A 26,312-nucleotide genomic window follows, 5' to 3' on the forward strand; every position below is an offset into this window, starting at 1 on the left:
CGAGCTTTTCCCATGCCCACGGGCCGTATCTACACTGAACCAGTCGGACATGGGAAGCATTTAAACCGATTATAATCAGGGTTTGGCGCGCGGAGATGGAGCACTGTCGGGCAGATCGGGCAGATCGTCATCTGCCATGGGTGCAAGCGCCGAAGCGGGTGCGGCTGGCGGTCGGGTTCCGGCTACGGCATTGCGATTGGCAGGGGCTTCCAGCAGAGCGGCGCAGGCCTTGGGAAGATCGGACACCATGACCGGACGCGGCGGCTTTGGCGGCGGCGCATTCGGATCCTTCTTCGGCTTGGCCCAAGGCTCATCGGTGAACCACCAGGCCAGCGATTTGTCACAGCCATCGCCCGCGGCAACCGCGGCCTGTGGCTTGCAGCTGGCAAGTCCCGGAGGGCAGGTCAAACGAATGTGAAAGTGCTCGTCGTGGCCATACATGGGCCGCACCTTGCCAAGATTGGTGCGGTCGCCGGTCCAGCTGTCGCAGAGTTTCTTCTTGATCGCCGGGTTGACGAAAATGCGCTCCACCTGCGGATAGTTGGCGGCAGTCATGACAAGCCGTGCCGCCGTCGAGGTGAATTTGCGGCCATCAACCGTCAGGAACTTCGACTTGTCCAGCATGGAGGTGAAGGGAATTGTTTCTCGTTGCTCCGGCGTCAGGCGCTTTTCCGGCATGGGCGTGAACCATACATCGACATCCAGCCCCACCTGATGGGATGCATGACCGAAGGCCATCGGCCCACCGCGTGCCTGCGACATGTCACCAACCAGTATGCCATTGCCCCAGCCGAGAGCGACTGCGTCTTCCGAAAGCTTCTTCAGCAATGAAACCGTCTGCGGCATGCCCCAGTGGCGGTTGCGGGAAAGGCGCATGGCCTGCCAATGGGGCCCATCATCCGGCAGCGCCACGGCACCGGAAATGCAGCCCTTCGCGTAGGAGCCGATCGGCGTCGGTGTTCCTGCACTCGGCAGCGTCACGGCACCAAAAGCCTGCTTGGCCGGCTGATCCGCCATGGCGGCGGAGAGGGATAGGGAAAGCGAAAGCATGCTCAGCACGCCAGCCTTCAGGACAGTCGGGAATGATCTCATGCGCAGGAATCCAGATTTTTGCCGCTTTGCCAGTAAAGCCATCTCGTGTCTTTTCTAAACTGATTTGCCTGTCTGGTGAATCTCTGCCCTCAATTCTGGGGCCAATTGAGGGCAAGCCGCGATCCGCGGTAAACCGATGGTGAGGCGGCCGGACTGTTTTTTGTCGATAATTGCCTTATGCTTCATCGACATACGCAAAATAAGAAGGGGCAGCCCGAATGAATTTGGCGCAGTTTCGAAATGGGGCGCTGGCGCTCGCAGTGCTGGCAATGATGGCGTCTCCGGCCGATCTCCATGCCCAGGACCAGCCACAGTGGCGTCACGCGATCGGCGTTCTCGAGCCGCCAAAGCTGCCCGCGGATTTCAAGCGCCTGCCCTATGTGAACCCGGACGCGCCCAGGCAGGGGGAGTTGCGACTTGCCGATGAAGGCACCTATGACAGCTTCAATCCACTGGCCGACAAAGGCAATCCGGCAGCAGGTGTCGGTATCGTCTTCGATACGCTTTTGAAGCAGTCGGAAGACGAGATCGGCGTGAGCTACGGCTTGCTGGCGGAGGCCTTGTCATTTCCCGAAGACCGCTCGTCGGTGACATTCCGGCTACGTGCAGAAGCAAAATGGGCCGACGGAAAACCGGTCACACCGGATGATGTGGTGTTCAGCTTCCAGAGCGCCAAGGCCAACAGCAATGTCCTGGCGAACTACTACCGTCATGTAACAAGCGCGGAGAAAACCGGCGAGCGGGACGTGACCTTCCGCTTCGACGAAAAGAACAACAAGGAATTGCCCGCTATCGTCGGGGATTTTCCGATTCTGCCCAAGCACTGGTATGAGGGCAAGGATACCAAGGGCGTCGCGCGCGACATCTCCAAGGGAAGCCTGGAGCCGCCCATGGGTTCAGGCCCCTACAAGATCGCCAGCTTCCAGGCCGGCTCCACCATCCGCTACGAATTGCGGGACGACTATTGGGGCAAGGATCTGCCGATCAATATTGGCCAGAACAATTTCCGGGTGATCTCCTACACCTATTTTGCTGATTACGATGTGGCCTTGGAGGCCTTCCGGGCCGGGCAGATCGATTATCGTCAGGAAAACAGTTCCAGCCGCTGGGCGACACGCTATGATTTCGATGCGGTCAAGGATGGGCGGGTGAAGCGTGAGGCGCTGAAGAACGAGTTCCGCGCCAAGGGCGTCATGCAGGCCTATGTGCCGAACCTGCGCCGCGACCAGTTCAAGGATGCGCGTGTTCGCGAGGCGCTGAATTATGCCTATGACTTCGAGGACCTGAACAAGAATCTGGCCTTTGGTGGCCTGAACCGTGTGGACAGTTTCTTCTGGGGAACGGATCTGGCCGCCAAGGGACTTCCGCAAGGCAAGGAACTGGAGATCCTCAACGGCCTGAAGGACAAGGTTCCGGCCCGCGTCTTCACCGAGCCCTACACCAATCCGGTCAATGGCGATCCGCAGAAGGTGCGCGATAACCTGCGCAAGGCCGTCGAATTGTTCAAGCAGGCGGGCTGGGAGTTGAAGGGCAACCGGATGGTCAATGCCAAGACCGGTCAACAGATGAGCTTCGAGATACTGCTCAACAGCCCGTCCATGGAGCGGACGGTTCTTCCCTATGTGGCAAGCCTGAAGAAGATCGGCATTGATGCGCGCATTCGCACCGTGGATTCCTCGCAATACGTCAATCGCGTCCGCAGCTTCGACTTCGACATGATATTCGGCGTCTGGGCGCAGACCATGAACCCCGGCAACGAGCAGGCCGGATATTGGGGTTCGGAAGCCGCAAACCAGACCGGTTCGCGCAATCTTGCCGGCATTGCAGATCCGGCCGTCGACCAGATTATCCGGCTCATCATCACCGCTCCGACGCGGGAGGATCAGGTTGCCGCGGTCCATGCGCTCGATCGCGTGCTGCTGGCGAACCACTTCGTCATCCCGATGTTCTATTCCGGCGAAACGCGCATCGCCTATTGGAGCAAGCTCGTTCGCCCTGATCCCCTGCCCGAATACGGCATCGGCTTCCCGGCGCTCTGGTGGGCAAAGTAAACTTCAGCGGCGCAAGCCCGGTTCAAGCTGCTTGCGCCATTCTCGCCATAGAGTCCCTCTAGTCGGGACAACTGATTCTCTAACCTAGCTCTCAGGAGATGCTGCAATTTGACCAGGAATGACACGCGCTGCGCAGGCGCCAGCCAGACGGGCCAGCGCTGATGGGAGCCTATATCCTTCGCCGCATTCTGCTGATGATTCCGACGATGATCGGCATCATGGGCATTTCATTCCTCGTGGTACAGTTTGCACCGGGTGGTCCGGTCGAACAGGTCATTGCGCAATTGCAGGGCTCCGATAGCGGCGACCGGCTTTCCGGCGGAGGTTCGGAAAGCCTGCAGGCCGGTGGCGGAGACGAGGCGCGTTATCGCGGCGGTCAGGGTCTTGATCCGGAGCTGATTGCCAAGCTCGAGAAGCAGTTCGGCTTCGACAAGCCGCCTCTCACGCGCTTTCTGGAAATGATGTGGAACTATATCCGCTTCGATTTCGGCGAGAGTTTCTTCCGCAATTCCTCGGTGCTGGATCTCATTATCGACAAGCTGCCGGTTTCCATGTCGCTGGGCGTCTGGATCCTGATCGTCTCCTACATGGTCTCCATTCCGCTTGGCATTCGCAAAGCGGTGAAGGATGGTTCGGCCTTTGATGTGTGGACTTCCGGCGTCATCATCATCGGCTATGCGGTGCCGAGCTTCCTGTTCGGCATTCTCTTGATCGTGCTGTTCGCGGGCGGTTCCTTCTTCGACTGGTTCCCTTTGCGCGGCCTTGTGTCCGACAACTGGGCCGAATTGAACTGGTGGCAGAAGATCGTCGACTATTTCTGGCACCTCACGCTGCCGCTCATTGCGCTGTCCCTGTCGGCCTTTGCGACGACAACGCTGTTGACGAAGAATTCCTTCATCGATGAGATCAAGAAACAGTATGTGGTGACAGCGCGCGCCAAAGGCCTGTCGGAGCATCGCGTGCTCTATGGCCATGTGTTCCGCAATGCCATGCTGATCGTGATTGCCGGTTTCCCGGCATCGTTCATCTCTGCCTTCTTTACCGGTTCGCTTTTGATCGAGAACATCTTCTCGCTGGATGGCCTTGGCCGTCTTGGCTATCTCGCGATCGTCAACCGCGACTACCCGATCGTCTTCGGCACACTTTACATCTTCTCGCTGCTCGGCCTCGTGGTCGGTCTGATTTCGGACCTGATCTATACCTGGATCGATCCGCGCATCGACTTTGAAAAGCGGGAGGTATGAGCATGGCCTCTGTCGCTGAACGCACCGCTCCCGCTGCACCGCCCCGGCGCGGTCTTCTTTCGCCGACGAACCTTCGTCGCTGGCAGAATTTCAAGGCCAACCGTCGCGGCTACTGGTCATTCTGGATCTTCATGGTCCTGTTCGTGCTGTCGCTCTGCGCCGAACTGATCGCCAATGACCGACCGCTGATGGTCTCCTACAAGGGCGAGATGCTGTTTCCCGTCGTCGTGAACTATCCGGAGGAGAAGTTCGGCGGCTTTCTGGCGACCACCGATTACCGGTCCGACTACATCCAGCAGGAAATTCAGGGCAATGGCTGGATGATCTGGCCGCCAGTCCGATATTCCTATCAGACGGTGAATTCCGAAATTCCCCATTCTGCCCCCACGCAACCCTTCTGGCTGATGGACAAGGCAGAGCGTTGCGCTGCCTATCCGTTGAAGGATGCCGATCCGAACTGCACGCTCGGCAACATGAACTGGCTCGGCACCGACGATCAGGCGCGCGATGTTCTCTCCCGCCTCATCTACGGCTTTCGCATCTCGGTTCTGTTCGGGCTAGCGCTTACCATCCTGTCGGCCATCATCGGCGTGACCGCTGGCGCGATCCAAGGCTTTTTCGGCGGCTGGACGGATCTTCTGATGCAGCGTTTCATCGAGATCTGGTCCTCCATGCCGGTTCTCTACATCCTGTTGATCATCGCTGCGATCCTGCCTCCCGGCTTCTTCGTCCTGCTCGGCATCATGCTTCTGTTCCAGTGGGTCGGCTTCGTCGGCGTGGTGCGGGCCGAATTCCTGCGGGCGCGAAATTTCGAATATGTGCGGGCAGCCCGTGCGCTGGGTGTCGGTGACTGGACCATCATGTTCCGCCACCTGTTGCCGAACGCCATGGTCGCGACGCTCACCTTCCTGCCGTTCATTCTTTCCGGCTCGATTGCAACGCTCACTTCGCTTGATTTCCTTGGCTTCGGCATGCCACCCGGCTCGCCCTCGCTCGGTGAAATGATCGCGCAGGGCAAGAACAACCTCCAGGCGCCATGGCTGGGGCTGACGGCCTTCTTCGCCATGTCCGTCATGCTTTCGCTGCTCATTTTCATCGGGGAAGCCGTGCGTGACGCCTTCGACCCCCGCAAGACATTCCGGTGAGCCTGATGACAGAGCCCCTCCTCTCCGTTCGAGACCTGTCGGTCGCGTTTCATCAGGGCGGCCATGAGTCGCTCGCCGTGGACCGGGTCTCCTTCGACATCCAGCCTGGCGAAGTCATGGCGCTGGTCGGCGAATCCGGTTCCGGCAAGTCTGTTACCGCCAATTCGGTGCTGAAGCTCCTGCCCTATCCATCGGCCAGCCATCCGTCCGGTTCCATCCTGTTCGAGGGCAAGGACATGCTGACGGCCTCTGATGCCGAGCTGCGCCATGTACGTGGCAATGACATCACCATGATCTTTCAGGAGCCGATGACCTCGCTCAACCCGCTGCACAGCATCGAGCAGCAGGTGGCGGAAATCCTTGAACTACACCAGGCCATGACAGGTGATGCTGCGCGTGCCCGCGTGATCGAACTCCTCAATCAGGTTGGCATTCGCGAACCGGAGAAGCGGTTGAAAGCCTATCCGCATGAGCTTTCCGGCGGCCAGCGTCAGCGTGTGATGATTGCCATGGCGCTCGCAAACCGCCCCAAGCTTCTGATCGCGGACGAGCCGACGACAGCGCTCGATGTCACCGTTCAGGCCCAGATTCTGGAGCTTCTGAAAAAGCTTCAGCGCGACTATGGCATGTCCATCCTGTTCATCACCCATGATCTCGGCATCGTCCGCCGTTTCGCGGATCGCGTCTGCGTCATGACCAAGGGCAGGATTGTCGAGCAGGGCGCGGTCGCGGATGTGTTCGAGCGTCCGTCCCACGAATACACCCGCCATCTGCTGGATTCGGAACCGCGCGGCGAACCGCCCGCTGCGGATCCGTCACGTTCCGTTGTCATGGAAGGCAAGGATATTCGCGTCTGGTTCCCTATCAAGGCGGGCTTCCTGCGCAAGGTGGTGGATCATGTGAAGGCGGTCGATGGTATCGATGTCACCCTTCGCGCCGGGGAAACGGTCGGCATCGTTGGCGAATCCGGGTCCGGCAAGACGACGCTAGGCCTTGCGCTGGCGCGACTCATTTCCAGCCAGGGCCGCATCAGTTTCATCGGCAAGGACATCAACGAATATACCTTCAAGCAGATGCGCCCGCTGCGGGACCGGTTGCAGGTGGTGTTTCAGGATCCCTTCGGTTCACTCAGCCCCCGCATGTCTGTCAGCGATATCATCGCCGAAGGTTTGCGTGTGCACCAGCCGCAGCTTTCCTTCGAGGAGCGAGACCGGCAGGTTTCATGGTCGCTGGAGGAAGTGGGGCTGGACCCTGCTACCCGCTGGCGCTTCCCGCATGAATTTTCCGGTGGCCAGCGCCAACGCATTGCCATTGCCCGCGCCATGGTTCTCAAACCGCGTTTCGTGATGCTGGACGAGCCGACCTCGGCGCTGGATATGACCGTTCAGGCCCAGGTTGTGGATCTTTTGCGAGACCTGCAGCAGAAGCACGATCTCGCTTACCTCTTCATCAGCCACGACCTGAAGGTGGTGAAGGCACTGGCCAACCACGTCATCGTCATGCGCTCGGGCAAGGTCATGGAAGAAGGCCCGTCGGCGGATATCTTCGCAGAGCCGAAGAATGATTATACCAAGGCGCTGATGGCCGCCGCTTTCAACCTCAAAGCGGTGCGTACCGGGGCCGTTGCGCAATAACCCTGTTCCGGGGCTTTCTGCCCTCGGAACCATTTCTAATCCCACGTCGTTGGCTCCCCAGATTGCGCAATCACCGCGCCATGGAGGAACATCGGCATGAACACACGTATCGACGACCGTGGCACGCCCACGCATTTGCAGGATCCGAACTTTACCCGCAGCACGACACCACCGGTCGAAAAACCCCTGACGCCGACAGACGCCCGTCAGGGTGAAAAGGGAAAGCCGGTTTTCATGGTGCTCGTGGCCGGTCTTCTTCTGGCGATGGTCGCGTGGGGTGCCGCCGAATGGTATGGTCAAGCGACCGAACCGCCAGCGGAGCAGACGGCGAGCCCGCCTGCTGGTCCGACAACGCCCGCAAATCCGAATGCGTCACCATCATCGAACCCTTGATATCGAATCACCCGGAAAAGCCACCCGCGTCCAGGAAGGCCTGCTCTTCCGCTGTCGTCTCTCTTAACAGAATAGAGTTGCGATGCGGAAAGCGGCCGAAGCGGGCAACGATGTCCCGGTGAATGATGGCGTATTGAAGGGATGTGCCGCCCAGTGGCTCACACAGAGTGCAGCATAATTCCTGATCTTCCAGAGTCTCAGCGTGCATAAATGGTAGATAGAAGAAGATCCGCAATTGCTCTTCGACTTGGCTGTGCAGCCCTGCCGCAAGAGCCTGTCTTGCATAATGAAGCGCCAGGTAGTCCGCCGCAAACATATGCGCGGTGCCACGAAAGCAGTTCCGCGGGAACTGGTCGAGCAACAGTAGCAGCGCCAGAGTTTCCTGCGCCGTTCTCAGCCAGCCGGAAAATTCCTGCCGCGCTGCGGCAAAATGCAGGTCGCGAAACTGGTCATGGAAACTTGCATCGAATTCGGCGTTCTTGTCGAACCAGCGCTCCGGCCCGGCCTCAATCCAAAAGCCGAGAACCTTGGCGGCCCCTTCATGAATCATGGTGACAATCCTCAATAATGGGGTGGCCGAGTGATGGCGGGCGCTTCAAGGGACGATTCTTCCAGACTGAGAAAACGCTCCGTCAGCCGGTCCAGCTTTGCGCGCGTCTGCTCCACAACTTTCCACTGTTCGGCGATCTGCTCTGACAGTTCGTCGATTGTCCTCGCCTGATGGGCAATGGTCTCTTCCAGAAGCGTTATGCGCTCTGCGTCAGTCTTGATCTCGCTCATGGCTGGCTTTGTAGCGAAGCAAGGGCTTTGAGGCTACCCTTTCAGCTGTTTCTTGCGCTTGTACGGCATCAGCATCACCGCCGATCCCAGCACGGCGCTGGCAAAGGTAAAGGCCAGCGGCACCGATAGCATGAAGAATACCAGCGGCGGATTGGCCGAACGCATAATGCGCGTGCCCAGATCGCCCACATTCATCCACACGAGCGCAACTGCGATCAGAAGCCCGATTGCAAAGCCGAACCCGGCGTTGAAGCCCAGAAACCGCAGCATCTGCCAATGGTCGTCGCGGGCTTCGTCCGGTGTCATCTCCTCATTCTCCACCATGCGCGCATCCTCCTGCGACAAGATAGCACAGTGGCTCAGGTTACATCAGCAGAATTCTTCATCCTCAGATAGTTTGATCTGACTTTGCTTACAGTTCTCGATAGTGATCAAGACTATTCCGAAGAGACCACGATCCGCTTGCCTTCGCCGGTCACTGGCGATAGCAGAGCAGCATGGCGCAGAAGACCTATCTCACCCGGCTGAAGCTCACTGATTTTCGCAATTATGCATCAGCCACTCTTGCGCTGGACGAGCGTCATGTGGTGCTGACGGGGGACAATGGTTCGGGCAAGACCAATCTTCTGGAAGCCGTCTCTTTTCTCTCGCCCGGTCGCGGCCTGCGCCGCGCCGTCCTGTCGGATGTAACGCGGGTTGGGGCGTCCGGCGGCTTTTCGGTTTTTGCCGATCTTGAGGGACGCGAAGGCGCGGTGGCCATCGGCACCGGCATTGAGACCGGTGAAGAAAGCACAAGCCGCAAGCTGCGTCTTAACGGTACGCCTGCCAAGTCAGTAGAGGAACTGACCGACCACCTGAACGTGCTGTGGCTGACACCGGCCATGGATGGATTATTCACCGGCGGCGCATCGGATCGCCGCCGCTTTCTGGACCGGCTCGTGCTGTCGCTCGATCCGGCCCATGGGCGTCGCGCAGCCGATTATGAGCGCGCCATGCGCAGCCGCAATCGTCTTCTCTCAGAAGGCCGGTTCGATCCTGCATGGCTGAGCGGCATCGAGGTGCAGATGGCCGAGCTCGGCATTGCCATGGCGGCCGCCCGCCGCGAAATGCTGACGCTGCTGGCTGCGCTCATTGCGCGGAGCGGCGAAACGCCCTTTCCTTCTCCAACCCTCAGCCTGATTGGTTTTCTGGATGAAGACGACACGCGCCCTTATGCCGAACTGGAAGAGGCCTATGCGGAAAACCTCCGCGATAGCCGCCATCGCGATGCTGCCGCCGGACGCACGCTTCATGGTCCCCACCGTGCCGATCTTCTGGTGCGCCACCGGGAGAAGGACATGGAAGCGGAGCGTTGCTCGACCGGGGAGCAGAAGGCGCTTCTGGTTGGGCTGATCCTTGCCCATGCACGGTTGACGGGCGACATGACGGGCTGTGCGCCCGTTCTGCTGCTGGATGAGATTGCCGCCCATCTCGATGAGGGTCGCCGTGCATCGCTCTTCGATCTCGTTCATGATCTTGGCGGTCAGGCCTTCATGACCGGCACGGATCGTGCCATGTTCTCCGCGCTGAACGATCGGGCGCAGTTCTTCACCGTCAGCCAGGGCAAAGTCCTTAGCTGATCTTGCACTCCAGAATGCCAGAATCCTCATGACAGACATACTCAGCCAGGACGAAATCGAGCGCTACAAGCGGCATATCCTGCTGCCGGAAGTGGGTGGCGAAGGGCAGCAACGCCTCAAGAATGCCCGTGTGCTGGTCATCGGTGCCGGCGGACTAGGCGCCCCTGTGCTGCAATATCTGGCGGCTGCGGGCGTTGGAACGCTCGGCATTGCCGATGACGACCATGTATCGCTCTCCAACCTCCAGCGTCAGGTCATCCACGATAGCGGCACGCTGAACGAGCTGAAGACGGCAAGTGCCGCGCAGGCCATTGCGCGCCTCAACCCCAATGTGCGGGTCATGCGTTTTGAGGAACGGTTCGACGAAAACTTCGCTGCAACCCACCTCAAGCGTTTCGATCTTCTGGTGGATGGTTCCGATAATTTCGATACACGCTATGCCGCTGCCGATGCGGCAGAGGCGGCGGAAATTCCGCTGGTCACAGGCGCTGTCGGGCGGTTCGATGGCACGGTAACGGTTCTGGCGCCTTACGAGACGAATGAAGAAGGCCAACAGAACCCCACTTACCGCGATCTCTTCCCCATCAAGCCGCCGCAGGGGCTTTTGCCCAATTGCGCAGAAACCGGCGTCATTGGCGCTCTCACCGGTGTCATCGGTACCTTGATGGCGATGGAAGTCATCAAGATCGTCACCGGCATCGGCGAACCCTTGATCGGTCGCCTGCTGAGCTACGATAGCCTCGGTGCGAATTTCAACACCATCCGTTACCGGCGGCGTTCAAAGGCCTGACCATGCTGAGCATCAACAAGCTACCCGATGACTTTACCGACTGGTCCGGACTGCTTTCGCTGATCATGTCGGCCTTTGCCTATATGGATGAGCGCATTGATCCACCATCCTCGGCCCACAAGCTGACGGAAACGTCGCTTGCCCAAAAGGCACAAGATGAAATCTGCTACATTGCGGAAGATCAGGGCGTGCTGGTCGGCTGCATCTTCTGCCGGCCTGAGCCGCCGCTTTGCCTCTACATCGGCAAACTTGCAATCTCCAAGGCGATGCAAGGCAAGGGCATCGGTCGCGCGCTTCTCGAGCGTGCGGAGTTGGAAGCTGTCCAGCGCGGGCTTCCAAACCTGCGTCTGGAAACCCGCATCGAACTTCGCGAGAATCACCAAGCGTTCCAGCGCTGGGGTTTTGTCAAAACCGCCGATCGCTCTCATCCGGGCTATGACCGCATCACCTTCATCGAGATGATGAAGCCGCTGGCGCAACCGGTTACCGCTTAAAGATCACCGTCGTCTTGGCAACCGGCAGCAGGTACTTCGTAACCCATGCCGTGTTGACGAGAGTGCCGTCCGGTTTCAGTTCCATCGTGTCGTAGAAATGCACCTTGTTGGGCTTGGCAGACGTTCCAAGATTGATAAGGTAGTTGAACTTGGCGACCTTGCCCTCGATTTCGACGGTCGTTTCTCCGATCACGTCTTCACGGGTTCCGGTGTATTTGCCGGGTCCGATCTTGGTGAAGCGCCAGGTCTTGGTGTCGCGTTCGCCATCGGAATATTTAAAATCCTCGCGCAAGGTCAATGTCTTGCCATTCCACGTGCCGGTCAGGTCGACATCGAACTGCCTCTTCACGCCATTGATGGCGCTGAAGGATCCGGTCGCCTTCGTCTTGCCGGTGAAATAGGATTCGAGTGTAAAATCCGCTGAATACGCTTCTTGCGTCACAGTCAGCATCGCAAGCCCCATCGCCATAGAGAGCACTGCCCTGTTCATAGGCTGTCTCCTTTCCTGTTTGCGATGTGATACGCGACCGCCGAGCGACTGGATTTCCGATCACGAAATCTCGAATGGAATTTAGCCGCTATCGCTCTTGAGGGAACTGCCCGAACTGACCTTCACACCACGGGCAGGCTCTGCCGCGTTAACGCAGTAACGCGTCCTTGCATGGATGCGGGCTCTTTGAAACGAACAGTTGAGGACCTTTGTCACAAGCGACCGGGCAGCACCCTGTTTGGCGGGCGATGACCGTCGAAATAGGTCCGGATGTTGATGATGACCTTGTCGCCCATGTCGATCCGCCCTTCCATGGTGGCAGACCCCATATGTGGAAGCAGCACGGCCTTGCCCTCATGGGCAAGCTTGAGAAGCTTCGGATTGACCAGGGGTTCATTGGTGAACACGTCAAGCCCCGCGCCGGCGATCTTACCATCCCGCAGAAGCTGGATCAGCGCATCTTCATCGATGATATCGCCACGGGCGGTGTTCACGATAATGCTGGACGGCTGCATGAGCGCCAATCGTCGTGCCGACAGAAGATGGAAGGTCGCCGGAGTCGACGGACAGTTGACGGATACGATATCGACCCGCGCCAGCATCTGGTCGAGGCTATCCCAATAGGTCGCCTCCAGCTCTTCTTCGGTGGCCGGGTTCACACGCTTGCGATTGTGATAGTGAATGGAAAGGCCGAACGCCTTGGCACGGCGGGCAACGGCGGTCCCGATTCGCCCCATGCCGACGATTCCGATGCGCCTTCCACCAATGCGTCGCCCCAGCATCCAGGTCGGCGACCACCCTGCCCAGCTCGATGGATCATCGGTCAGTACTTTCGAACCTTCGATCAGGCGTCGCAGTACGGCGAAGATCAGAACCATCGTCATATCGGCGGTGTCTTCCGTCAGGACGTTGGGCGTGTTGGTGACGGTAATTCCGCGCTTTGCTGCGGCATCAACGTCAATGTGATCGACACCGTTGGAAAAACTGGCAATCAATTTCAATTGCGGTCCGGCGGCCTCGATCAGGCCCGCATCGATCCGGTCGGTCACCGTGGGAACGAGAACTTCCGCGGTTTTCAGGGCCTCCGCCAACTGCTCACGCGTGCGGGGCGAATCATCGATGTTCAATTCGGCATCGAACAATTCGCGCATGCGCGTTTCCACCGCATCCGGCAGTTTGCGGGTCAGATAAACCTTGGGCTTCTTCCTGGCAGTCATGAGTATCCTTCAGAAACGCGTTCAGAGGTCGTTAACCAAGATCGGCGACATTCGGCGGATCAGCCGTTTTCTACCAGACCCGACGGGGAAGACAAATAAAACCTCGCGGACTTGCGCAACGACAGGTCCGGCCAAGGTTTTTCGGTTTGACTGAACCTCACGGGCCAGAGAGAAGTTTACATGCGTCGTTTCATACGAACCATATGCCTTACCAGCGTTCTTGCAATCATGGCAGCCACGCTTGGCGCTGTGATGGAAGACAGCACTGCCCATGCGCAAGGCACGACCAAGGGTGCCAGTGGCCTGCCCCTCCCCCGCTTCGTCAGCCTGAAGTCACGCCGCGTCAATATCCGCATCGGGCCAAGCGTCGATTATGCGGTCTCCTGGATGTACACCAAGGAAGGGCTTCCGATGGAGATCATCCAGGAATACGAAAACTGGCGGCGTGTGCGTGATGCCGAGGGCACGGAAGGCTGGGTGAACCAGGCACTTCTATCGGGTGACCGCACCGCGATTGCCGCTCCCTGGATGCGTGGCAAGGGCAAGGATGTCTTTGTCAACATGCGGCGCGAAGCCCAGACCTCGGCTCAGGTGGTTGCCAAGCTTGAGCCCGGCGTCATCATCCATATCAAGGAATGCAATGGCGATTGGTGCCGCGCGCAGGCCGGAAGTGCCGAGGGTTGGGTTTCGCAAGGCGAAATCTGGGGCGCCTATCCGGGAGAAGCCTTCAAATAAGGGCTGCCTTTACAGCAGCCCGGCCTTGATCGCTTCGTCTTTCAGGGAAACCATGGGTCGTGGCCCGAAGTGCTGGATCACGATTCCTGCCGCAAGGCAGCCAAGCTTGCCGCAATCTTCCAGCGAGCGGCCCTGCGTGTAGCCCGTCAGGAAGCCGGCTGCAAACAGATCGCCCGCGCCGGTCGTGTCGAGCAGGCGATCGATCTTGATCGCCTCGACCTTCACCCGCTCGTCCTTGCGCACGATCACTGCGCCGTTTTCGCCAAGTGTGACAGCCGCCAGCTTGCAGTCCTTTGCTATGCTGGACAGAGCGAGTTCGAAGTCATCGGTCTCGTAGAGCGAGAGGGCTTCTTCGTGATTGGCGAAAACGATGTCTACGGTTCCGGAGCGCATGAGTTCGAGAAACTCCGCGCGGTAACGTCCGACACAGAAGCTGTCGGAAAGCGTCATGGAGACTTCACGCCCGTTTTCATGAGCTATGCGGGCGCAATCACGGATGGCGTCCTTGGCACGCGGCGGATCCCAGAGATAGCCCTCGAAATAGGTGACCTTGGATTGGGCAACGACTTCCGGCTCCACATCTTCGGGACCAAGCTCGACGCAGGCACCGAGATAGGTGTTCATCGAGCGTTCGCCGTCGGGTGTGACGAAAATCATGCTGCGGGCCGTTGGTGGAAAGGTGCCTTCAGGCTTCGTTTCGAAATGAACGCCCTGCGCGCGGATGTCGTGCTGAAAGATCTTGCCCAGTTCGTCTTCGGCCACCTTGCCGAAATAGGCAGCCCGCGCGCCGAAACTGGCAACACCTGCCGCCGTATTGCCGGCACTTCCGCCGGATGCCTCGTGGGCCGGGCCCATCAGGCTGTAGAGACGCTCGGCGCGATCGGCATCGATCAGGTTCATCGCTCCCTTTATGATCTCGTTCTCGTCCAGAAACGTGTCCTCGCAGCGGGACAGAATATCGACAATGGCATTGCCGATGGTGAGGACGTCGAACTTGCTCATAAACTGATCCATCTCCGTAGGATTTGCGCGCTCTGTATGGATAATTTCACGCCCGAAGAAAAGCAAAAAACCGGCCGTCGCGCGCTCGATACTGCTGTCATACCATCGTCATCCTTATCGTTTAGTGACTTGAGCATCGGAACGCCTTGCAGTCCACGGATGAACTGGCGCGAGGCGGTTCCGGTACCCCTCACAACCGCGAAGCTTGCAGCGTGGGTTCATAGCCGAGGACGGGCGTGTTTTTTCTGCATCGCCCGCGTGCAGCATCATTTGTCACTGATATGCGAATGCGATAGACCGGAACTCCCCGACCCGGAAAGTTCCCGCCTTGTCTGCCGTATTCACCAATGTCGCTCCCGTCTTCATCCTGATCCTGATTGGCTGGCTTGTCGCCCGGACCGGTCTCATGCGCTCTGAGGCGGGCGATTCGATCGCTGAATTCGTCTTCAAGATCGCCTTGCCGACACTCATTTTCCGGACGCTGGCGGAAGCGCATTTTGGAGGCGCTTCACCTTTCAGGCTCTGGATTGCCTATTTCGGCGGCGTTGCGGTCACCTGGACCATTGGTCATCTGATCGCGAAGTATCTTTTCAAGCGGGATGAAAAGGTGGGCGTCATTGCCGGCATGTCCGCCGCCTTCGCCAACAATGTGTTCATCGGGCTGCCGCTGGTTGGACGATCGGTGGGCGATGACGGCATTCTTGCAATCTCCATTTTGCTGGCGATCCATTTGCCGCTGATGATGATCATCGGCACGATCCTGATGGAGCATGCCAGCGCCAAAGTCGATGGCGGTGGGCGGCGCAGCATCGGCGCGGTTCTGAAACAGGTCGGCAGCAATCTCAGCCGCAATCCGCTGGTCATCGCGCTGGCCTTGGGCGTCGCGTTCAATCTTTCGGGCTTTGGTACTCTGCCAACCGTGCTGAAAAGCGTCGTCGACCAGATCGCCAGCATCACCGCCGGGGCTGCACTAATTTCTCTCGGCATGACACTGACCAAATATCCGGTACGCGGGCAGCTTGGGCTTGCCTCGGTCATGGCAGTGCTGAAGCTGATCCTTTTTCCGGCAGCAGTCTACGCCGTTGCCCTGCTGGTCGACCTGCCGAAGACCTGGACGGCCGCCATGGTCCTGACCGCCTCCGTTCCCACAGGCATCAACGCCTGGATCATCGCGACGCGCTTTCGCTCCGGCAGCGGATTGGCCGCTTCCGTCATCAGCATCACGACGCTCTTCGGCGTTCTTTCCGTCAGCTTCTGGGCCTGGCTTCTCAGCTAAGTTAATATCGGCAGGCGACAACGAACGAAAAAAAGGCCCGCCAGGGCGAGCCTTTCGATTAGAGTCGGACCCAACGCCTGATCAGGGCGTCGGCAGCGGTGCCGGGCTATCGGCCAGCGAACGGAGATAAGCGATCAGATTTGCGCGCTCATCATCCTTCTTCACACCGGCAAAACCCATGGCCGTTCCGGCAACATAAGCTTTTGGCGCAGCAAGGAAGTGATTTAGGTGCTCAAAGTCCCAGACCACGGAACCGCCCTTGGAGAAATCCTTAAGAGCTGCCGAATAGCTAAAGCCTTCGTGGCCCGCAATCGGGCGATTGACGATACCCCAGAGATCTGGACCGACCTTGTTCGGTCCGCCCTTCTCTCCGGAATGACAGGCCTGACACTTCTTGAAGACGGCGGCACCCGCCGTTGCATCGGCCTTTGCCAGAAGCTGTGCGATCGGAACAGCAGCCGGAGCGGCGGCTTCGCCACCTGCGCTCGGCGCTTCTTCCGCTACAATCGCAAAGCCAGGCTTTTCAGGCGCTTTCGAATGAAAAAGCCCTTCAGAGGCGATCGACACAGACATCAAGACAAATACAGTGCTGAGCAAGGCCCCCATAGCCATGTTCGAATAGGCATTCATCCGCGAAAAGCTCCTTCCCACCCGTCGGAATCACAGGCGTCCCACCTTGAATTCCACCGAAAGCTATGTCTTTTGCGGGACTGGCGCAACCTGAATCACGAACCCGCCCCTGAGACCTTTTGCCTCCATCAGCGCGGCATATACGAAGAGAAAACCATGCGCAATCCGCGATTTGACAAGACACTCGTTCTCATTCCGGCACGGATGGCGTCGATGCGGCTTCCCGGCAAGCCACTGGCGGACATCAACGGGCTGCCGATGATCGTGCAGGTGGCGCATCGTGCACGCGAAGCCGATGTCGGTCGCGTGATGGTTGCGGTGGACGATACGCGTGTTTTTGAGGCTGTGAAGGCCGCCGGGTTCGACGTGGTCATGACACGCGACGACCATCAATCCGGCTCCGATCGCATCTATGAGGCACTTCTTGCGGCGGATCCCGAAGGCAAGGTTGAGTTTGTCGTCAATGTGCAGGGCGACCTGCCAACAATCGAGGCGGATGCAGTCCACGCGTCGCTTCGTCCGATGGAAGACAATAGCGTCGATATTGCGACGCTGACGGTCGAGATCCTAGACGAAGAAGACAAGCTCAACCCGAACATCGTGAAGGTCATCGGTTCGCCGATTGCGGACAACCGCCTTCGGGCCCTTTATTTTACGCGGGCAACCGCACCGACGGGCCCCGGTCCGCTTTATCACCACATCGGCCTCTACACCTATCGCCGCTCGGCACTTGAACGATTCGTAAAGCTGCGTCCTTCGACGCTGGAGCTTCGCGAGCGCCTCGAGCAATTGCGCGCCCTGGAGGCGGGCATGCGCATCGATGTCGAGATCGTTGACTCGGTTCCTCTCGGCGTCGATACTCCCGCCGACCTCGAAAAGGCCCGTGCAATCCTTGCTGGCCGCAAGCAATAATCGGAAAAGCAGATGGTTCAGACCACCAATCGCATCGCCTTTCAGGGCGATTTCGGCGCCAATTCGGACATGGCCTGCCGGGACATGTTCCCGACAATGGAGCCCTTGCCGTGCCCGACCTTCGAAGATGCCTTCGTGGCCCTGGAAAGCGGCGATGCGGATCTCGCCATGATCCCGATCGAGAATACGCTGGCAGGCCGGGTTGCCGATATCCATCATCTCTTGCCGGAATCGCGCCTGCATATCGTCGGCGAATACTTCATGCCGATCCGCTTCCAGCTGATGGTTTTGCCGGGCGTGAAGCATGACGATATTCGCACCGTTCATAGCCATATCCATGCGCTCGGTCAGTGCCGCAAGATCATCCGCTCGAACGGCTGGAAGGCCGTTGTGGCAGGTGATACGGCGGGTGCTGCCAAACTGGTTTCCGAACGGGGGGACCGCAGCATGGCGGCGCTGGCGCCACGGCTTGCAGCCAGCCTCTACGGTCTCGACATCCTGCAGGAAAACGTCGAGGATTCCGAACACAATGTGACACGCTTCGTGGTTCTTTCTCGCGACGAACACTGGACGACACGCCGCGACGAGAAAGACGTTCTTGTCACAACCTTTGTGTTCAATGTCCGCAACATTCCGGCAGCACTCTACAAGGCGCTAGGCGGTTTTGCCACCAACGGCATCAACATGACGAAGCTGGAAAGCTACCAGATCGGCGGCAAGTTCATCGCGACCCAGTTCTATGCGGATATCCAGGGGCACCCGGATGATGCACCGGTGCGCCGCGCGCTGGAGGAACTCCGGTTCTTTTCCGAAAAGGTTCGCATTCTTGGCGTCTATCGAGGACATCCGATGCGCGGCACCCTGAACGCAGCGTGACGGTCGCGTCATGCTGCTTGGTCTGCTCGCCGGTCTGTTTACCTGTGCCGTCTGGGGGCTGACCTTTGTTGCCGCGCGGCTGGTGCACCCCTTCACGCTGTGGGACATCACGATAGCGCGCTATGCGATTTTCGGGCTGACCTGCCTGATATCGTTGGCGCATCCCTATTTCCGACCGCGCAACATCGGTTGGCGGCACGTGCTCGCCGGCTCGGTCCTGGGCCTAATTGGCTATGTCGCCTATTTCGCGCTTGCATCGCAGGCTGTGCTGTGGGCCGGATCCGTCGTGCCGCCGCTGATCATCGGCATCACCCCCATCATGTTGCCAGTGATCGCCAATCTCATCGACAAATCGATTTCGTGGCGCAGGATCGGCCTGCCGCTCGTGATGATCGGCAGCGGGATCCTGATCGTCAACGCCGAGCATCTGAACGGGCTGGACGTCGAGGGTCGGCAGATGATGGCCGCCGGTATCGGCTGCGCCGTGGCGGCCCTTCTGGTCTGGGTCGTCTATGGCATTTTCAATGCAAAGGTCATGCGCTCAGAAAATCCACCGCGCGCCATCGACTGGACGACACTGCATGGTATCGGCTGCCTGATCGGTGCAGGGATGCTGATCCCCCTAGCCTCCAATGCTTATGTCACTGCACCAGCCGAAGCGGTAACGCGTTTCTTCCTCTGGGCCATCGTGCTTGGCATTGCCGCTTCATGGCTTGCCACGTGGTGCTGGAGCATCGCATCCAGCCGCCTGCCGCTCGCTTTGACGGCGCAACTCATCATTGCCGAAACAGTTTTCGGCCTCATCTTCGGGCTGATGATGGATGGGCGATGGCCTACGATAACCGAGAGCCTCGGTGCCCTTCTGCAGATCCTTGGCGTCTCGCTGGCGGTGCACCAGTTTACACGTCGCAAGCCCAAAGCGGTGGAGGACGAGGTGATGGCGGTTCACTGACCGTCATCGGCCTCCCTTATCTTTGCCATTCCACCCAATCGCGCATCAGCCGGTGAGCGATCGCCCCGCGTGGTGGACTGAACGGCCCCTCTCCGGAAGGATCGGCGTCCAGCATGGTGGCGATCTCGTCCCGCGTAAACCAGCGACAATCTGCCAACTCCTGCTCATCACGGTTGATGTCCCGGTCGAGCGCCTCGGCATAACAGCCGATCATGAGAGAATGCGGCATGGGCCATGGCTGGGAGGCATGGTAGCGAACGCGGCCTGTGCGGATGCCGGCTTCCTCGAAGGTTTCGCGGCGAACGGCATCTTCGATGGTCTCACCCGGCTCTACGAAGCCGGCGAGCGTCGAATACATTCCCGGGGCAAAATGATGCCCGCGACCCAGCAGCACCAGATCGCGCTCGATGTCGACCGTCAACATGATGACAACCGGATCGGTGCGTGGAAACATCATATGTCCGCAGTTCGGACAGCTGCGCTTGTAGCCGCCCTGCTGGCTGACCGTCTTCGTTCCGCATTTGCCACAGAACAGGTTGGCCCCGTTCCAGTGCACCAGACTGATGCCCTGTGCGATGATGCCAAGCGTTTCCTCATCCAGCAGACCGTCTCGGAAGGCGCTTCGGCCATCCGTCAATCGGAAACGTGCTTCAAGCTCTTCCATGGGAGTGCGAATCGGCATGGCGATGCGTGGCGCTCCATCGACCGTGTAGCCCAGGAGAACGGCATTGTCCTCGTCCGACCCCAGGTCAGCGATCTCGTCACGCGAAAAGAACGCGCCTGGAACCGGCTCCTCCCGCTTGAGGACGACCTTGCCGCCAGCAATGACCAGAAGCGTCTGCCCTGGAACACCCAGCGCCTGCTCCAGGCAATCGTCGGTACGATGTTCGGCGTCCCGATTCAGGCGGTTTCCGGAAAATGCGGTCAGCTTGCTTGGCTCATCGTGCGGCGCACGAGTTTCAAAAATGGTAAGTGTCATGATGCGAGGGCTTCATTCAGATTGGTCAGAAAGTTTTGTTTGGCATCGTCGGCCCAAGGCGTGGCGGAGCCATGACCCCAGATCGGACCGGGCCAGTTGGGATCACCTTCGTGCCTGGCAACAATGTGGACGTGAAGCTGCGAAACGATGTTGCCGAGAGCACCCACATTGATCTTGCGAGCCTTCGTCACCGTCTTCAAGGCTTCTGCAACCAGATTGATCTCGAAGGTCAGCATCGTCTGGTCGAGCGGCGTCAGTTGAAAGATCTCGGTCTTATCCGCCCGCTGTGGAATCAGCATCAACCAAGGCCAGCGGCTGTCTTTCAGCAAACGCAACTGGCAGAGGCCAAGCGTGGTGACGAGTTCAGAATCCTTTTCCAGTCGGGGGTCCAGCACAAATCGATTCACGTGGCTCTCCTGCATCGATAATCTTGCTAGCAGTTTTTTCAGGGCTTGGCTCGCATTTGGTTTGGGGGCTTGCATTTGGTTTGGGAAACGACGATATGTGGCCTCGGGAGGTTGGTGGTGGACGAGCCACTCGCCAACCGGGTCAGGTCCGGAAGGAAGCAGCCCTAACGAGCCCGGCACGGGTCGCCGTGCCAGCCTCCCACCTAATCTATCTCACGGTCAGTTTTCGGCCAGCTTCCCGCTGATGTCCGATCAATGAACTGACCGGAGATGAATTGGCCCCACCAAGGCTTCCATCAGACTGGCGGTACAGGATGAGTGACACCTGATGAGTGATGCGGGCCTGACGAATTCCCCCCAAGCCACCTACCGCGTTCTGGCGCGAAAATATCGCCCGAAGGATTTCTCCGACCTGATGGTCGGCCAGGAGCCCATGGTACGAACGCTGACCAACGCGTTCGAGACCGGCCGGATTGCCCAGGCCTATATGCTGACGGGTGTTCGTGGCGTGGGCAAAACCACGACAGCGCGCATTCTGGCGCGAGCCCTGAATTACAAGACCGCTGACATCGATAAGCCGACCATCGACCTGCGCGTTCCGGGCGAGCATTGTCAGGCTATCATGGAAGGCCGCCATGTCGATGTGATCGAGATGGATGCTGCCTCCCATACCGGCATCGACGATATTCGCGAGATCATCGAGCAGGTGCGCTACCGCCCGGTATCGGCGCGCTACAAGGTCTATATCATCGACGAAGTGCATATGCTTTCGACGCAAGCCTTCAACGGTCTCTTGAAGACGCTGGAAGAGCCGCCAGAGCATGTAAAGTTCATTTTTGCGACGACGGAAATCCGCAAGGTCCCGATCACGGTTCTCTCGCGCTGCCAGCGCTTCGACCTGCGCCGCATCAGTGCCGCTGATCTCGTCGGCCTGTTCTCGACCATTCTCGGCAAGGAAGCGATCGCGTTCGAGCCGGAAGCGCTTGCGATGATTGCCCGCGCTGCGGAAGGTTCCGCCCGTGACGGCCTTTCTCTGCTCGATCAGGCGATTGCCCATGGTGGCGGTTCCGTTCAGGTGGAAACCGTGCGTGGCATGCTGGGGCTCGCCGACCGGGCGCGTATCGTCGACCTCTTCGAGCACATTGTTCGTGGTGACGTGACGGCAGCGTTGGAGGAGTTTACTGCCCAGTACGAAGCGGGCGCCAACCCGGTCGTGGTGCTGACCGATCTTGCCGATTTCACCCATCTGGTAACCCGGATCAAATATATTCCGGCAGCCGCCGACGATGCTTCGTTGAGCGAAGTGGAGCGCGTTCGCGGTGCCGAGTTTTCCGCAGCCGTTGCCGTCACCACATTGTCTCGCATGTGGCAGATGCTGCTCAAAGGCATACCCGAAACGGAAAACTCGTCTCGTCCGGCAGGTGCTGCCGAAATGGTACTCATCCGGCTTGCCCATGCGGCGAACCTTCCTTCGCCGGAGGATGCGGCGAGACGCGTGACCGAGCTTCTGGCTTCGGGCAATGCTGGCGCTGCATCCGCGCCAAGCGGTTCCGGTGGCGGCGCCCGGGCCAGCCTTGGCGGTTCTGCCTCCATGTCTGCGGCACCGGCCGCCCGCGCAATCGAAACACCGCAGGCCCGCACCACGGCTGGACAACCGGTGGCACGACTTCAGGCCGTTCCCTCCAGCAGCGCTGAGCCCTCCCCGGTCGGGCGCGTGGAAACCAGGCCGCAAGAAAATGCGCAGCCTCAGCCGAAGGTGGATGTCCGATCGCTCGCCGATATCTCCGACCTCTGCACAGCGAACCGGGAGCCGATCCTGCGGGCACGCGTGCGCCAATCCGTTCATCTGGTCAAACTGGAACCGGGTCGGCTTGAGATTCGCCTGGAGCCGGATGCGCCGAAATCCATTGCCAGTGATCTGGCATCCAAGCTGAAAGAATGGACCGGCATTACCTGGTGGGTAACGCTATCCAATGAGCGCGGCGAACCGACGCTGGCCGAGGCGGAAGCGCAGATCAAGGAACAGCACAAGACGGATGCACGAGCCGATCCGGATGTCGCGGCCATTCTCGCTCAGTTTCCGGGCGCCAGGATCATTGACGTTCGCATCAAGGTGCCGGTTGAGGACGAGTTGGAAGAGGCTCAACCTCCGGCGATAATCGAAACAGACGAAGGCGACATTCTGCCGGGTGACGACCTCGACATCTGACAACGACAAGAGAAGGACAAGACGATGCGCGACATCATGGGCATGATGGGCAAGGTCAAGGAAATGCAGGCCAAGATGGAAAAGATGCAGGCGGAAATCGCCGCTCTTGAGGTCGAGGGCAAGGCGGGTGGCGGCCTTGTGACTGTTGTTCTGAACGGCAAGGGCGAGTTGCGCAGCCTCAAGATCGACCCGTCGCTGTTCAAGGAAGACGAGGTCGAGATTCTTGAAGACCTTATCGTTGCCGCACACAAGGATGCAAAGGACAAGAGCGAGGCGCAGGCGCAGGAAAAGATGGCCGCCGTGACGGCTGGTCTGCCGCTGCCTCCCGGCATGAAGCTGCCGTTCTGATCTCCGACGAAGGGTCGCAGATGCGGCCCTTTTTTATACCAGATCCCTGATTTTTGCCTGGAGATCTTCATGCAGCGGAACGCTCAGGTAGCGGGTTCGCTGCTCGATGCTGAGCCGCTTTGGCTGAAAGATCATGAGTTCGGCAATCCTGACGCGCTCGCCCCGATAGGGGTGAAATTCGACGTCTTCACCGGCTGCAAGAACCCCTGTCTGGATCACGCGGCAATAAATGCCGGGTCGCGCCGCCGCTGTATAGCGCTTGGCAATTTTCGGATCATTCATATGCGCCGTGAACGTGTTGCAGGGAACGCGCGGTGATGTGGCTTCCAGAATGACGCCACCTGCCAGGTGGAAGCGGTCGCCCGCACAGACATCGCGATTCTCAAGGCCATCAATGACCAGATTTTCGCCAAAGGTTCCCGGTGGCAGATTCCTTTGCAGTTCCTGCGCCCACCAGCGGAGCGTCTCGCTGCCTTCCATATAGACCGCCTGTTCGTGGCCCCCGTGATATTTGCCGTTGCAGATCGAATCACCCACCAGCCCGTTCTCGTCCACATGGACTGGATAGCCCACCGGCTGCTTGTTGATGCCGCTCTTGTAGCTCTTGCCCGGTAGTTTTTCAGGCTGGCCGAGACAGACGGCGCTGACTTTCATGAGAGATACCTCAATGTGAGATTCCGTTAACGGTGCTTATCGTCTAAAAGCGCCTCATGGCAAAACGTGTTACCGGTCCCGAAATCGAAAAACTCATTCAACTGCTGGCGAAGGTGCCGGGGCTTGGCCCCCGCTCCGCACGTAGGGCGGCGCTGCATCTCATCAAGAAGCGCGAGCAATTGATGGGCCCGCTCTCTCACGCGCTGGGCGAGGCCTATGACAAGGTGAAGGTCTGCTCCCGCTGCGGCAATGTGGATACAAGCGACCCTTGCACCGTCTGTACCGACGAGCGGCGCGATCAATCCGTCATCATCGTCGTGGAGGACGTATCGGACCTTTGGGCGCTTGAGCGGGCAGCCGCCATGAACGCCGCCTATCATGTGCTGGGAGGAACGCTTTCACCGCTCGATGGCGTCGGGCCTGACGATCTCAACATCAAAAGCCTTGTCGACCGCGTGAGCGAAGGCGGCATTCGCGAGATCATTCTGGCCGTCAACGCGACCGTGGAAGGTCAGGCAACCGCCCATTTCATCACGGACCGCCTGTCAGACCTGCCCGTGAAAATCACCCGTCTTGCCCATGGCGTGCCCGTGGGTGGGGAACTGGATTACCTGGACGAGGGTACGCTGACGGCAGCGTTACGCGCACGAACGGCGATTTGAGGAGGCGTGGATGATCCGGAAACTTGGTACACTTTGCCTATCATTGATGGCACTCGCCCTTCCCATGCCTGCGCTGGCGGCTCCCTCCAAGGCCGAGGTTGAGCAGCAATTTCGCCAATGGCTTAGCCGGGACATCACGCCGGAAGCGAAGAAGGCCGGCGTTTCCGCCTCCACCATCGATGCGGCGCTGAAAGGCGTTTCATTGAAATGGGACCTGCCGGACCTTGTTCCACCGGGCACCACGCCGCCGAAGGAACAGGATCAAACCCAGGCCGAATTTTCCTCACCCGGCGCCTATTTTTCCGAGCAACGCATGCAAGGCCTGGCCATGACCGGGCGTTCGCTGGCGCAGACGCATGCTGCGACCTTGCGCAAGGTAGAACAGACCTATGGTGTACCGGGGTCGATCATTCTTGCGATATGGGGTCGTGAATCCGGATATGGACGTGCGAAACTGCCCTTTGCGGCGCTGGATGTGCTGGCAACAAAGGCTTTCATGTCCACCCGCAAGGACATGTTCCGCACCGAGTTGATCGACGCTTTGCGCATTATCCAGCACGGCGACATCACGCCGGAGCGTATGCGGGGTTCCTGGGCCGGCGCATTGGGCCAGCCGCAGTTCATGCCCTCGAGTTACGCAAAGTATGCGGTTGATTTCGACGGCGACGGCAAGGCGGATATCTGGGATTCCGTGCCGGATACACTCGCCTCCATCGCACACTATCTCGTGCTGAAGGGCTGGCAGCGCGACCGCGACTGGGGCTTCGAGGTGACGATCCCGGCTCAGGTTTCCTGTGCGCAGGAGGGGCCGGATCTCGCCAAGCTGATTTCGCAATGGGCTTCGCTCGGAATTTCCCGCGTCAACGGCAAAGGCTTTCCGGCACATGAGGCAAAGGTAGATGGCATGATGCTGGTGCCTGCCGGTCGCTACGGACCGGAATTCATCGTGACGCCGAACTTCTACGTGCTGAAGGAATATAACAACTCCGATCTCTATGCGCTCTTCATCGGCAATCTCTCGGACCGCATCGCAAATGGAGCAGGTCCGTTTCAGGCAGGCTGGAACCCCACGGGGAAGATGCTGCGTTCCGATGTGCTGGCCATGCAGAAAAGCTTGCAGGCAAAGGGTTATGATGTCGGCCGCGCCGATGGGCTGGCAGGTTTCAAGACCCGCCGCTCGATTGGCGACTGGCAGGCGAAGAGCGGGATGGCTCCCACTTGTTTCCCGGACGAGAGCCTGAAGGCGCGGCTTAGATAGTTCAAAGGTTCAGTTTGAAGCCCGCGTGGCTTTTCTCGAAGCCAAGGCTTTCATAAAAGCGATGGGCGTCCTCCCGGCGATTATCGGAGGTCAATTGAACGGCGCCGCAGCCGCGCTTGCGGCACGCTTCGATGGCCCAGCGAATCATCTCCCGCCCGACGCCCTTGCCACGCTGGCTTGCCGCCACCCGCACGCTTTCGATCTGGCCGCGCCAGAGGCCAAGGCGGGAAAGCCCAGGCAGAAAGCTGATCTGCAGGCATCCTACGACATCGCCTGAGCCATCGACGGCGACTGCCAGCATTTGGTTTGGATCCGCCTGAATGGCATGGAATGCATCGACATACCGTCGGTCGACCGGATCGGATACCACTTCACGGGTCCGGCCCAGAGCGTCATCGGCAAGCATGGCGACGATGGCGGTAAGGTCTGTCTCTTCGGCTCTGCGATATTCGGTCATGCGGGT

Annotated in this window: 29 protein-coding genes and 1 other RNA gene; 18 read left to right on the forward strand and 12 right to left on the reverse strand. The window is 59.2% G+C overall.

The features are described from left to right. Positions 1 to 75: 75 nt before the first annotated feature. A complete protein-coding gene (mepA, locus tag G6N80_RS10145) occupies positions 76 to 1,092 on the reverse strand; it encodes a penicillin-insensitive murein endopeptidase (RefSeq protein WP_165133507.1) in 1,017 nt (338 codons plus the stop codon). Between the two features lie 269 nt (positions 1,093 to 1,361). Here mepA and G6N80_RS10150 point away from each other — a divergent pair, with 269 nt between their 5' ends. The 5 genes from G6N80_RS10150 (at position 1,362) to G6N80_RS10170 (ending at position 7,559) form a co-directional block, all read left to right on the forward strand. Beyond that, positions 1,362 to 3,143 (forward strand): extracellular solute-binding protein, encoded by a 1,782-nt coding sequence (locus G6N80_RS10150; RefSeq protein WP_425503943.1) that lies wholly within the window; start codon positions 1,362 to 1,364, stop codon positions 3,141 to 3,143. 161 nt (positions 3,144 to 3,304) lie between these two features. Continuing rightward, positions 3,305 to 4,387 carry a microcin C ABC transporter permease YejB gene (locus G6N80_RS10155; protein ID WP_062555009.1) on the forward strand — a complete coding sequence of 361 codons (1,083 nt, stop codon included), beginning with the start codon at positions 3,305 to 3,307 and terminating at the stop codon, positions 4,385 to 4,387. After that, positions 4,384 to 5,532, forward strand: coding sequence for an ABC transporter permease (locus G6N80_RS10160; protein ID WP_062555008.1), 1,149 nt, complete (start codon positions 4,384 to 4,386; stop codon positions 5,530 to 5,532). Before G6N80_RS10155 ends, G6N80_RS10160 begins: the two co-directional genes overlap by 4 nt. A gap of 5 nt (positions 5,533 to 5,537) precedes the next feature. Next, positions 5,538 to 7,166 carry an ABC transporter ATP-binding protein gene (locus G6N80_RS10165; protein WP_165133513.1) on the forward strand — a complete coding sequence of 543 codons (1,629 nt, stop codon included), beginning with the start codon at positions 5,538 to 5,540 and terminating at the stop codon, positions 7,164 to 7,166. Positions 7,167 to 7,262: 96 nt separating this feature from the next. Further along, positions 7,263 to 7,559 (forward strand): hypothetical protein, encoded by a 297-nt coding sequence (locus G6N80_RS10170; protein WP_165133516.1) that lies wholly within the window; start codon positions 7,263 to 7,265, stop codon positions 7,557 to 7,559. 7 nt (positions 7,560 to 7,566) lie between these two features. Here the strand turns inward: G6N80_RS10170 and G6N80_RS10175 are convergent, their stop codons facing one another. The 3 genes from G6N80_RS10175 to G6N80_RS10185 are packed head-to-tail and all read right to left on the reverse strand — an operon-like array spanning position 7,567 to position 8,663. Then, entirely contained in the window at positions 7,567 to 8,109 is a 543-nt protein-coding gene (locus tag G6N80_RS10175) for a DUF924 family protein (RefSeq protein WP_165133519.1), read from the reverse strand. 11 nt (positions 8,110 to 8,120) lie between these two features. Continuing rightward, positions 8,121 to 8,339, reverse strand: a complete 219-nt coding sequence (locus tag G6N80_RS10180) for a SlyX family protein (RefSeq protein ID WP_062555006.1) — start codon at positions 8,337 to 8,339, stop codon at positions 8,121 to 8,123. A 33-nt stretch (positions 8,340 to 8,372) separates the two neighbouring features. Continuing rightward, complete coding sequence (locus G6N80_RS10185) at positions 8,373 to 8,663, reverse strand: hypothetical protein (protein ID WP_165133522.1); 291 nt, start codon at positions 8,661 to 8,663, stop codon at positions 8,373 to 8,375. A gap of 173 nt (positions 8,664 to 8,836) precedes the next feature. Between G6N80_RS10185 and recF the strand changes: the two genes are divergently transcribed. Genes recF through G6N80_RS10200 form a run of 3 tightly spaced genes read left to right on the forward strand, consistent with a single transcriptional unit; the run spans position 8,837 to position 11,242 of the window. Beyond that, positions 8,837 to 9,958: a DNA replication/repair protein RecF gene (gene recF, locus G6N80_RS10190; RefSeq protein ID WP_165133525.1), complete on the forward strand. Its 1,122-nt coding sequence runs from the start codon at positions 8,837 to 8,839 to the stop codon at positions 9,956 to 9,958. 28 nt (positions 9,959 to 9,986) lie between these two features. Beyond that, complete coding sequence (locus G6N80_RS10195; protein ID WP_165133528.1) at positions 9,987 to 10,748, forward strand: molybdopterin-synthase adenylyltransferase MoeB; 762 nt, start codon at positions 9,987 to 9,989, stop codon at positions 10,746 to 10,748. Between the two features lie 2 nt (positions 10,749 to 10,750). After that, the gene (locus tag G6N80_RS10200; RefSeq protein WP_165133531.1) at positions 10,751 to 11,242 is read left to right on the forward strand and encodes a GNAT family N-acetyltransferase; all 492 of its coding nucleotides are present in this window, start codon (positions 10,751 to 10,753) and stop codon (positions 11,240 to 11,242) included. Here G6N80_RS10200 and G6N80_RS10205 read toward each other — a convergent pair. Continuing rightward, positions 11,232 to 11,732 (reverse strand): DUF3833 family protein, encoded by a 501-nt coding sequence (locus G6N80_RS10205; protein ID WP_165133534.1) that lies wholly within the window; start codon positions 11,730 to 11,732, stop codon positions 11,232 to 11,234. The two genes, G6N80_RS10200 and G6N80_RS10205, sit on opposite strands and share 11 nt — an antisense overlap. A 212-nt stretch (positions 11,733 to 11,944) precedes the next feature. Beyond that, positions 11,945 to 12,949, reverse strand: a complete 1,005-nt coding sequence (locus G6N80_RS10210; protein WP_062555001.1) for a 2-hydroxyacid dehydrogenase — start codon at positions 12,947 to 12,949, stop codon at positions 11,945 to 11,947. Positions 12,950 to 13,129: 180 nt separating this feature from the next. Between G6N80_RS10210 and G6N80_RS10215 the strand changes: the two genes are divergently transcribed. Further along, a complete protein-coding gene (locus G6N80_RS10215; RefSeq protein WP_062555000.1) occupies positions 13,130 to 13,684 on the forward strand; it encodes an SH3 domain-containing protein in 555 nt (184 codons plus the stop codon). Between the two features lie 9 nt (positions 13,685 to 13,693). Here the strand turns inward: G6N80_RS10215 and G6N80_RS10220 are convergent, their stop codons facing one another. Then, on the reverse strand, positions 13,694 to 14,686 hold the full coding sequence (locus G6N80_RS10220) for an adenosine kinase (protein WP_062555452.1): 993 nt from the start codon (positions 14,684 to 14,686) through the stop codon (positions 13,694 to 13,696). Between the two features lie 328 nt (positions 14,687 to 15,014). Here G6N80_RS10220 and G6N80_RS10225 point away from each other — a divergent pair, with 328 nt between their 5' ends. Beyond that, complete coding sequence (locus tag G6N80_RS10225; protein WP_165133537.1) at positions 15,015 to 15,962, forward strand: AEC family transporter; 948 nt, start codon at positions 15,015 to 15,017, stop codon at positions 15,960 to 15,962. Between the two features lie 81 nt (positions 15,963 to 16,043). On the opposite strand, the gene G6N80_RS10230 is transcribed toward G6N80_RS10225, so the two are convergent. Continuing rightward, entirely contained in the window at positions 16,044 to 16,592 is a 549-nt protein-coding gene (locus tag G6N80_RS10230) for a c-type cytochrome (protein ID WP_062554998.1), read from the reverse strand. Between the two features lie 156 nt (positions 16,593 to 16,748). Between G6N80_RS10230 and G6N80_RS10235 the strand changes: the two genes are divergently transcribed. From G6N80_RS10235 to G6N80_RS10245, 3 genes are read left to right on the forward strand one after another with little or no spacing between them, the layout of a single operon-like run. Beyond that, positions 16,749 to 17,504, forward strand: a complete 756-nt coding sequence (locus G6N80_RS10235) for a 3-deoxy-manno-octulosonate cytidylyltransferase (protein ID WP_165133540.1) — start codon at positions 16,749 to 16,751, stop codon at positions 17,502 to 17,504. A gap of 12 nt (positions 17,505 to 17,516) precedes the next feature. Then, complete coding sequence (locus tag G6N80_RS10240) at positions 17,517 to 18,380, forward strand: prephenate dehydratase (RefSeq protein WP_062554996.1); 864 nt, start codon at positions 17,517 to 17,519, stop codon at positions 18,378 to 18,380. Between the two features lie 10 nt (positions 18,381 to 18,390). Next, entirely contained in the window at positions 18,391 to 19,332 is a 942-nt protein-coding gene (locus tag G6N80_RS10245; RefSeq protein ID WP_165133543.1) for a DMT family transporter, read from the forward strand. A gap of 16 nt (positions 19,333 to 19,348) precedes the next feature. Here G6N80_RS10245 and nudC read toward each other — a convergent pair whose 3' ends face one another. Next, positions 19,349 to 20,311, reverse strand: a complete 963-nt coding sequence (gene nudC / locus G6N80_RS10250) for an NAD(+) diphosphatase (protein ID WP_165133546.1) — start codon at positions 20,309 to 20,311, stop codon at positions 19,349 to 19,351. After that, complete coding sequence (locus G6N80_RS10255) at positions 20,308 to 20,718, reverse strand: HIT domain-containing protein (RefSeq protein WP_165133549.1); 411 nt, start codon at positions 20,716 to 20,718, stop codon at positions 20,308 to 20,310. Before G6N80_RS10255 ends, nudC begins: the two co-directional genes overlap by 4 nt. Positions 20,719 to 20,824: 106 nt before the next feature. Between G6N80_RS10255 and ffs the strand changes: the two genes are divergently transcribed. The 3 genes from ffs (at position 20,825) to G6N80_RS10270 (ending at position 23,275) form a co-directional block, all read left to right on the forward strand. Then, positions 20,825 to 20,921: signal recognition particle sRNA small type (gene ffs / locus G6N80_RS10260), an RNA gene on the forward strand. Between the two features lie 125 nt (positions 20,922 to 21,046). Continuing rightward, a complete protein-coding gene (locus G6N80_RS10265) occupies positions 21,047 to 22,927 on the forward strand; it encodes a DNA polymerase III subunit gamma/tau (RefSeq protein ID WP_062554992.1) in 1,881 nt (626 codons plus the stop codon). A gap of 24 nt (positions 22,928 to 22,951) precedes the next feature. Next, complete coding sequence (locus G6N80_RS10270; RefSeq protein ID WP_062554991.1) at positions 22,952 to 23,275, forward strand: YbaB/EbfC family nucleoid-associated protein; 324 nt, start codon at positions 22,952 to 22,954, stop codon at positions 23,273 to 23,275. 33 nt (positions 23,276 to 23,308) lie between these two features. On the opposite strand, the gene G6N80_RS10275 is transcribed toward G6N80_RS10270, so the two are convergent. Then, positions 23,309 to 23,929 (reverse strand): MOSC domain-containing protein, encoded by a 621-nt coding sequence (locus tag G6N80_RS10275; protein WP_165133551.1) that lies wholly within the window; start codon positions 23,927 to 23,929, stop codon positions 23,309 to 23,311. Positions 23,930 to 23,985: 56 nt separating this feature from the next. Here G6N80_RS10275 and recR point away from each other — a divergent pair, with 56 nt between their 5' ends. Together recR and G6N80_RS10285 are read left to right on the forward strand one after the other, a co-directional pair. Then, entirely contained in the window at positions 23,986 to 24,591 is a 606-nt protein-coding gene (gene recR, locus G6N80_RS10280) for a recombination mediator RecR (protein ID WP_165133554.1), read from the forward strand. Positions 24,592 to 24,601: 10 nt separating this feature from the next. After that, complete coding sequence (locus G6N80_RS10285) at positions 24,602 to 25,849, forward strand: lytic murein transglycosylase (protein WP_183898018.1); 1,248 nt, start codon at positions 24,602 to 24,604, stop codon at positions 25,847 to 25,849. A 1-nt stretch (position 25,850) separates the two neighbouring features. On the opposite strand, the gene G6N80_RS10290 is transcribed toward G6N80_RS10285, so the two are convergent. Further along, positions 25,851 to 26,306 (reverse strand): GNAT family N-acetyltransferase, encoded by a 456-nt coding sequence (locus tag G6N80_RS10290; RefSeq protein WP_165133557.1) that lies wholly within the window; start codon positions 26,304 to 26,306, stop codon positions 25,851 to 25,853. Positions 26,307 to 26,312: the final 6 nt, after the last annotated feature.

The sequence above is a fragment of the Rhizobium rhizoryzae genome (assembly GCF_011046895.1).
In the GTDB taxonomy this organism is placed as follows: domain Bacteria; phylum Pseudomonadota; class Alphaproteobacteria; order Rhizobiales; family Rhizobiaceae; genus Neorhizobium; species Neorhizobium rhizoryzae.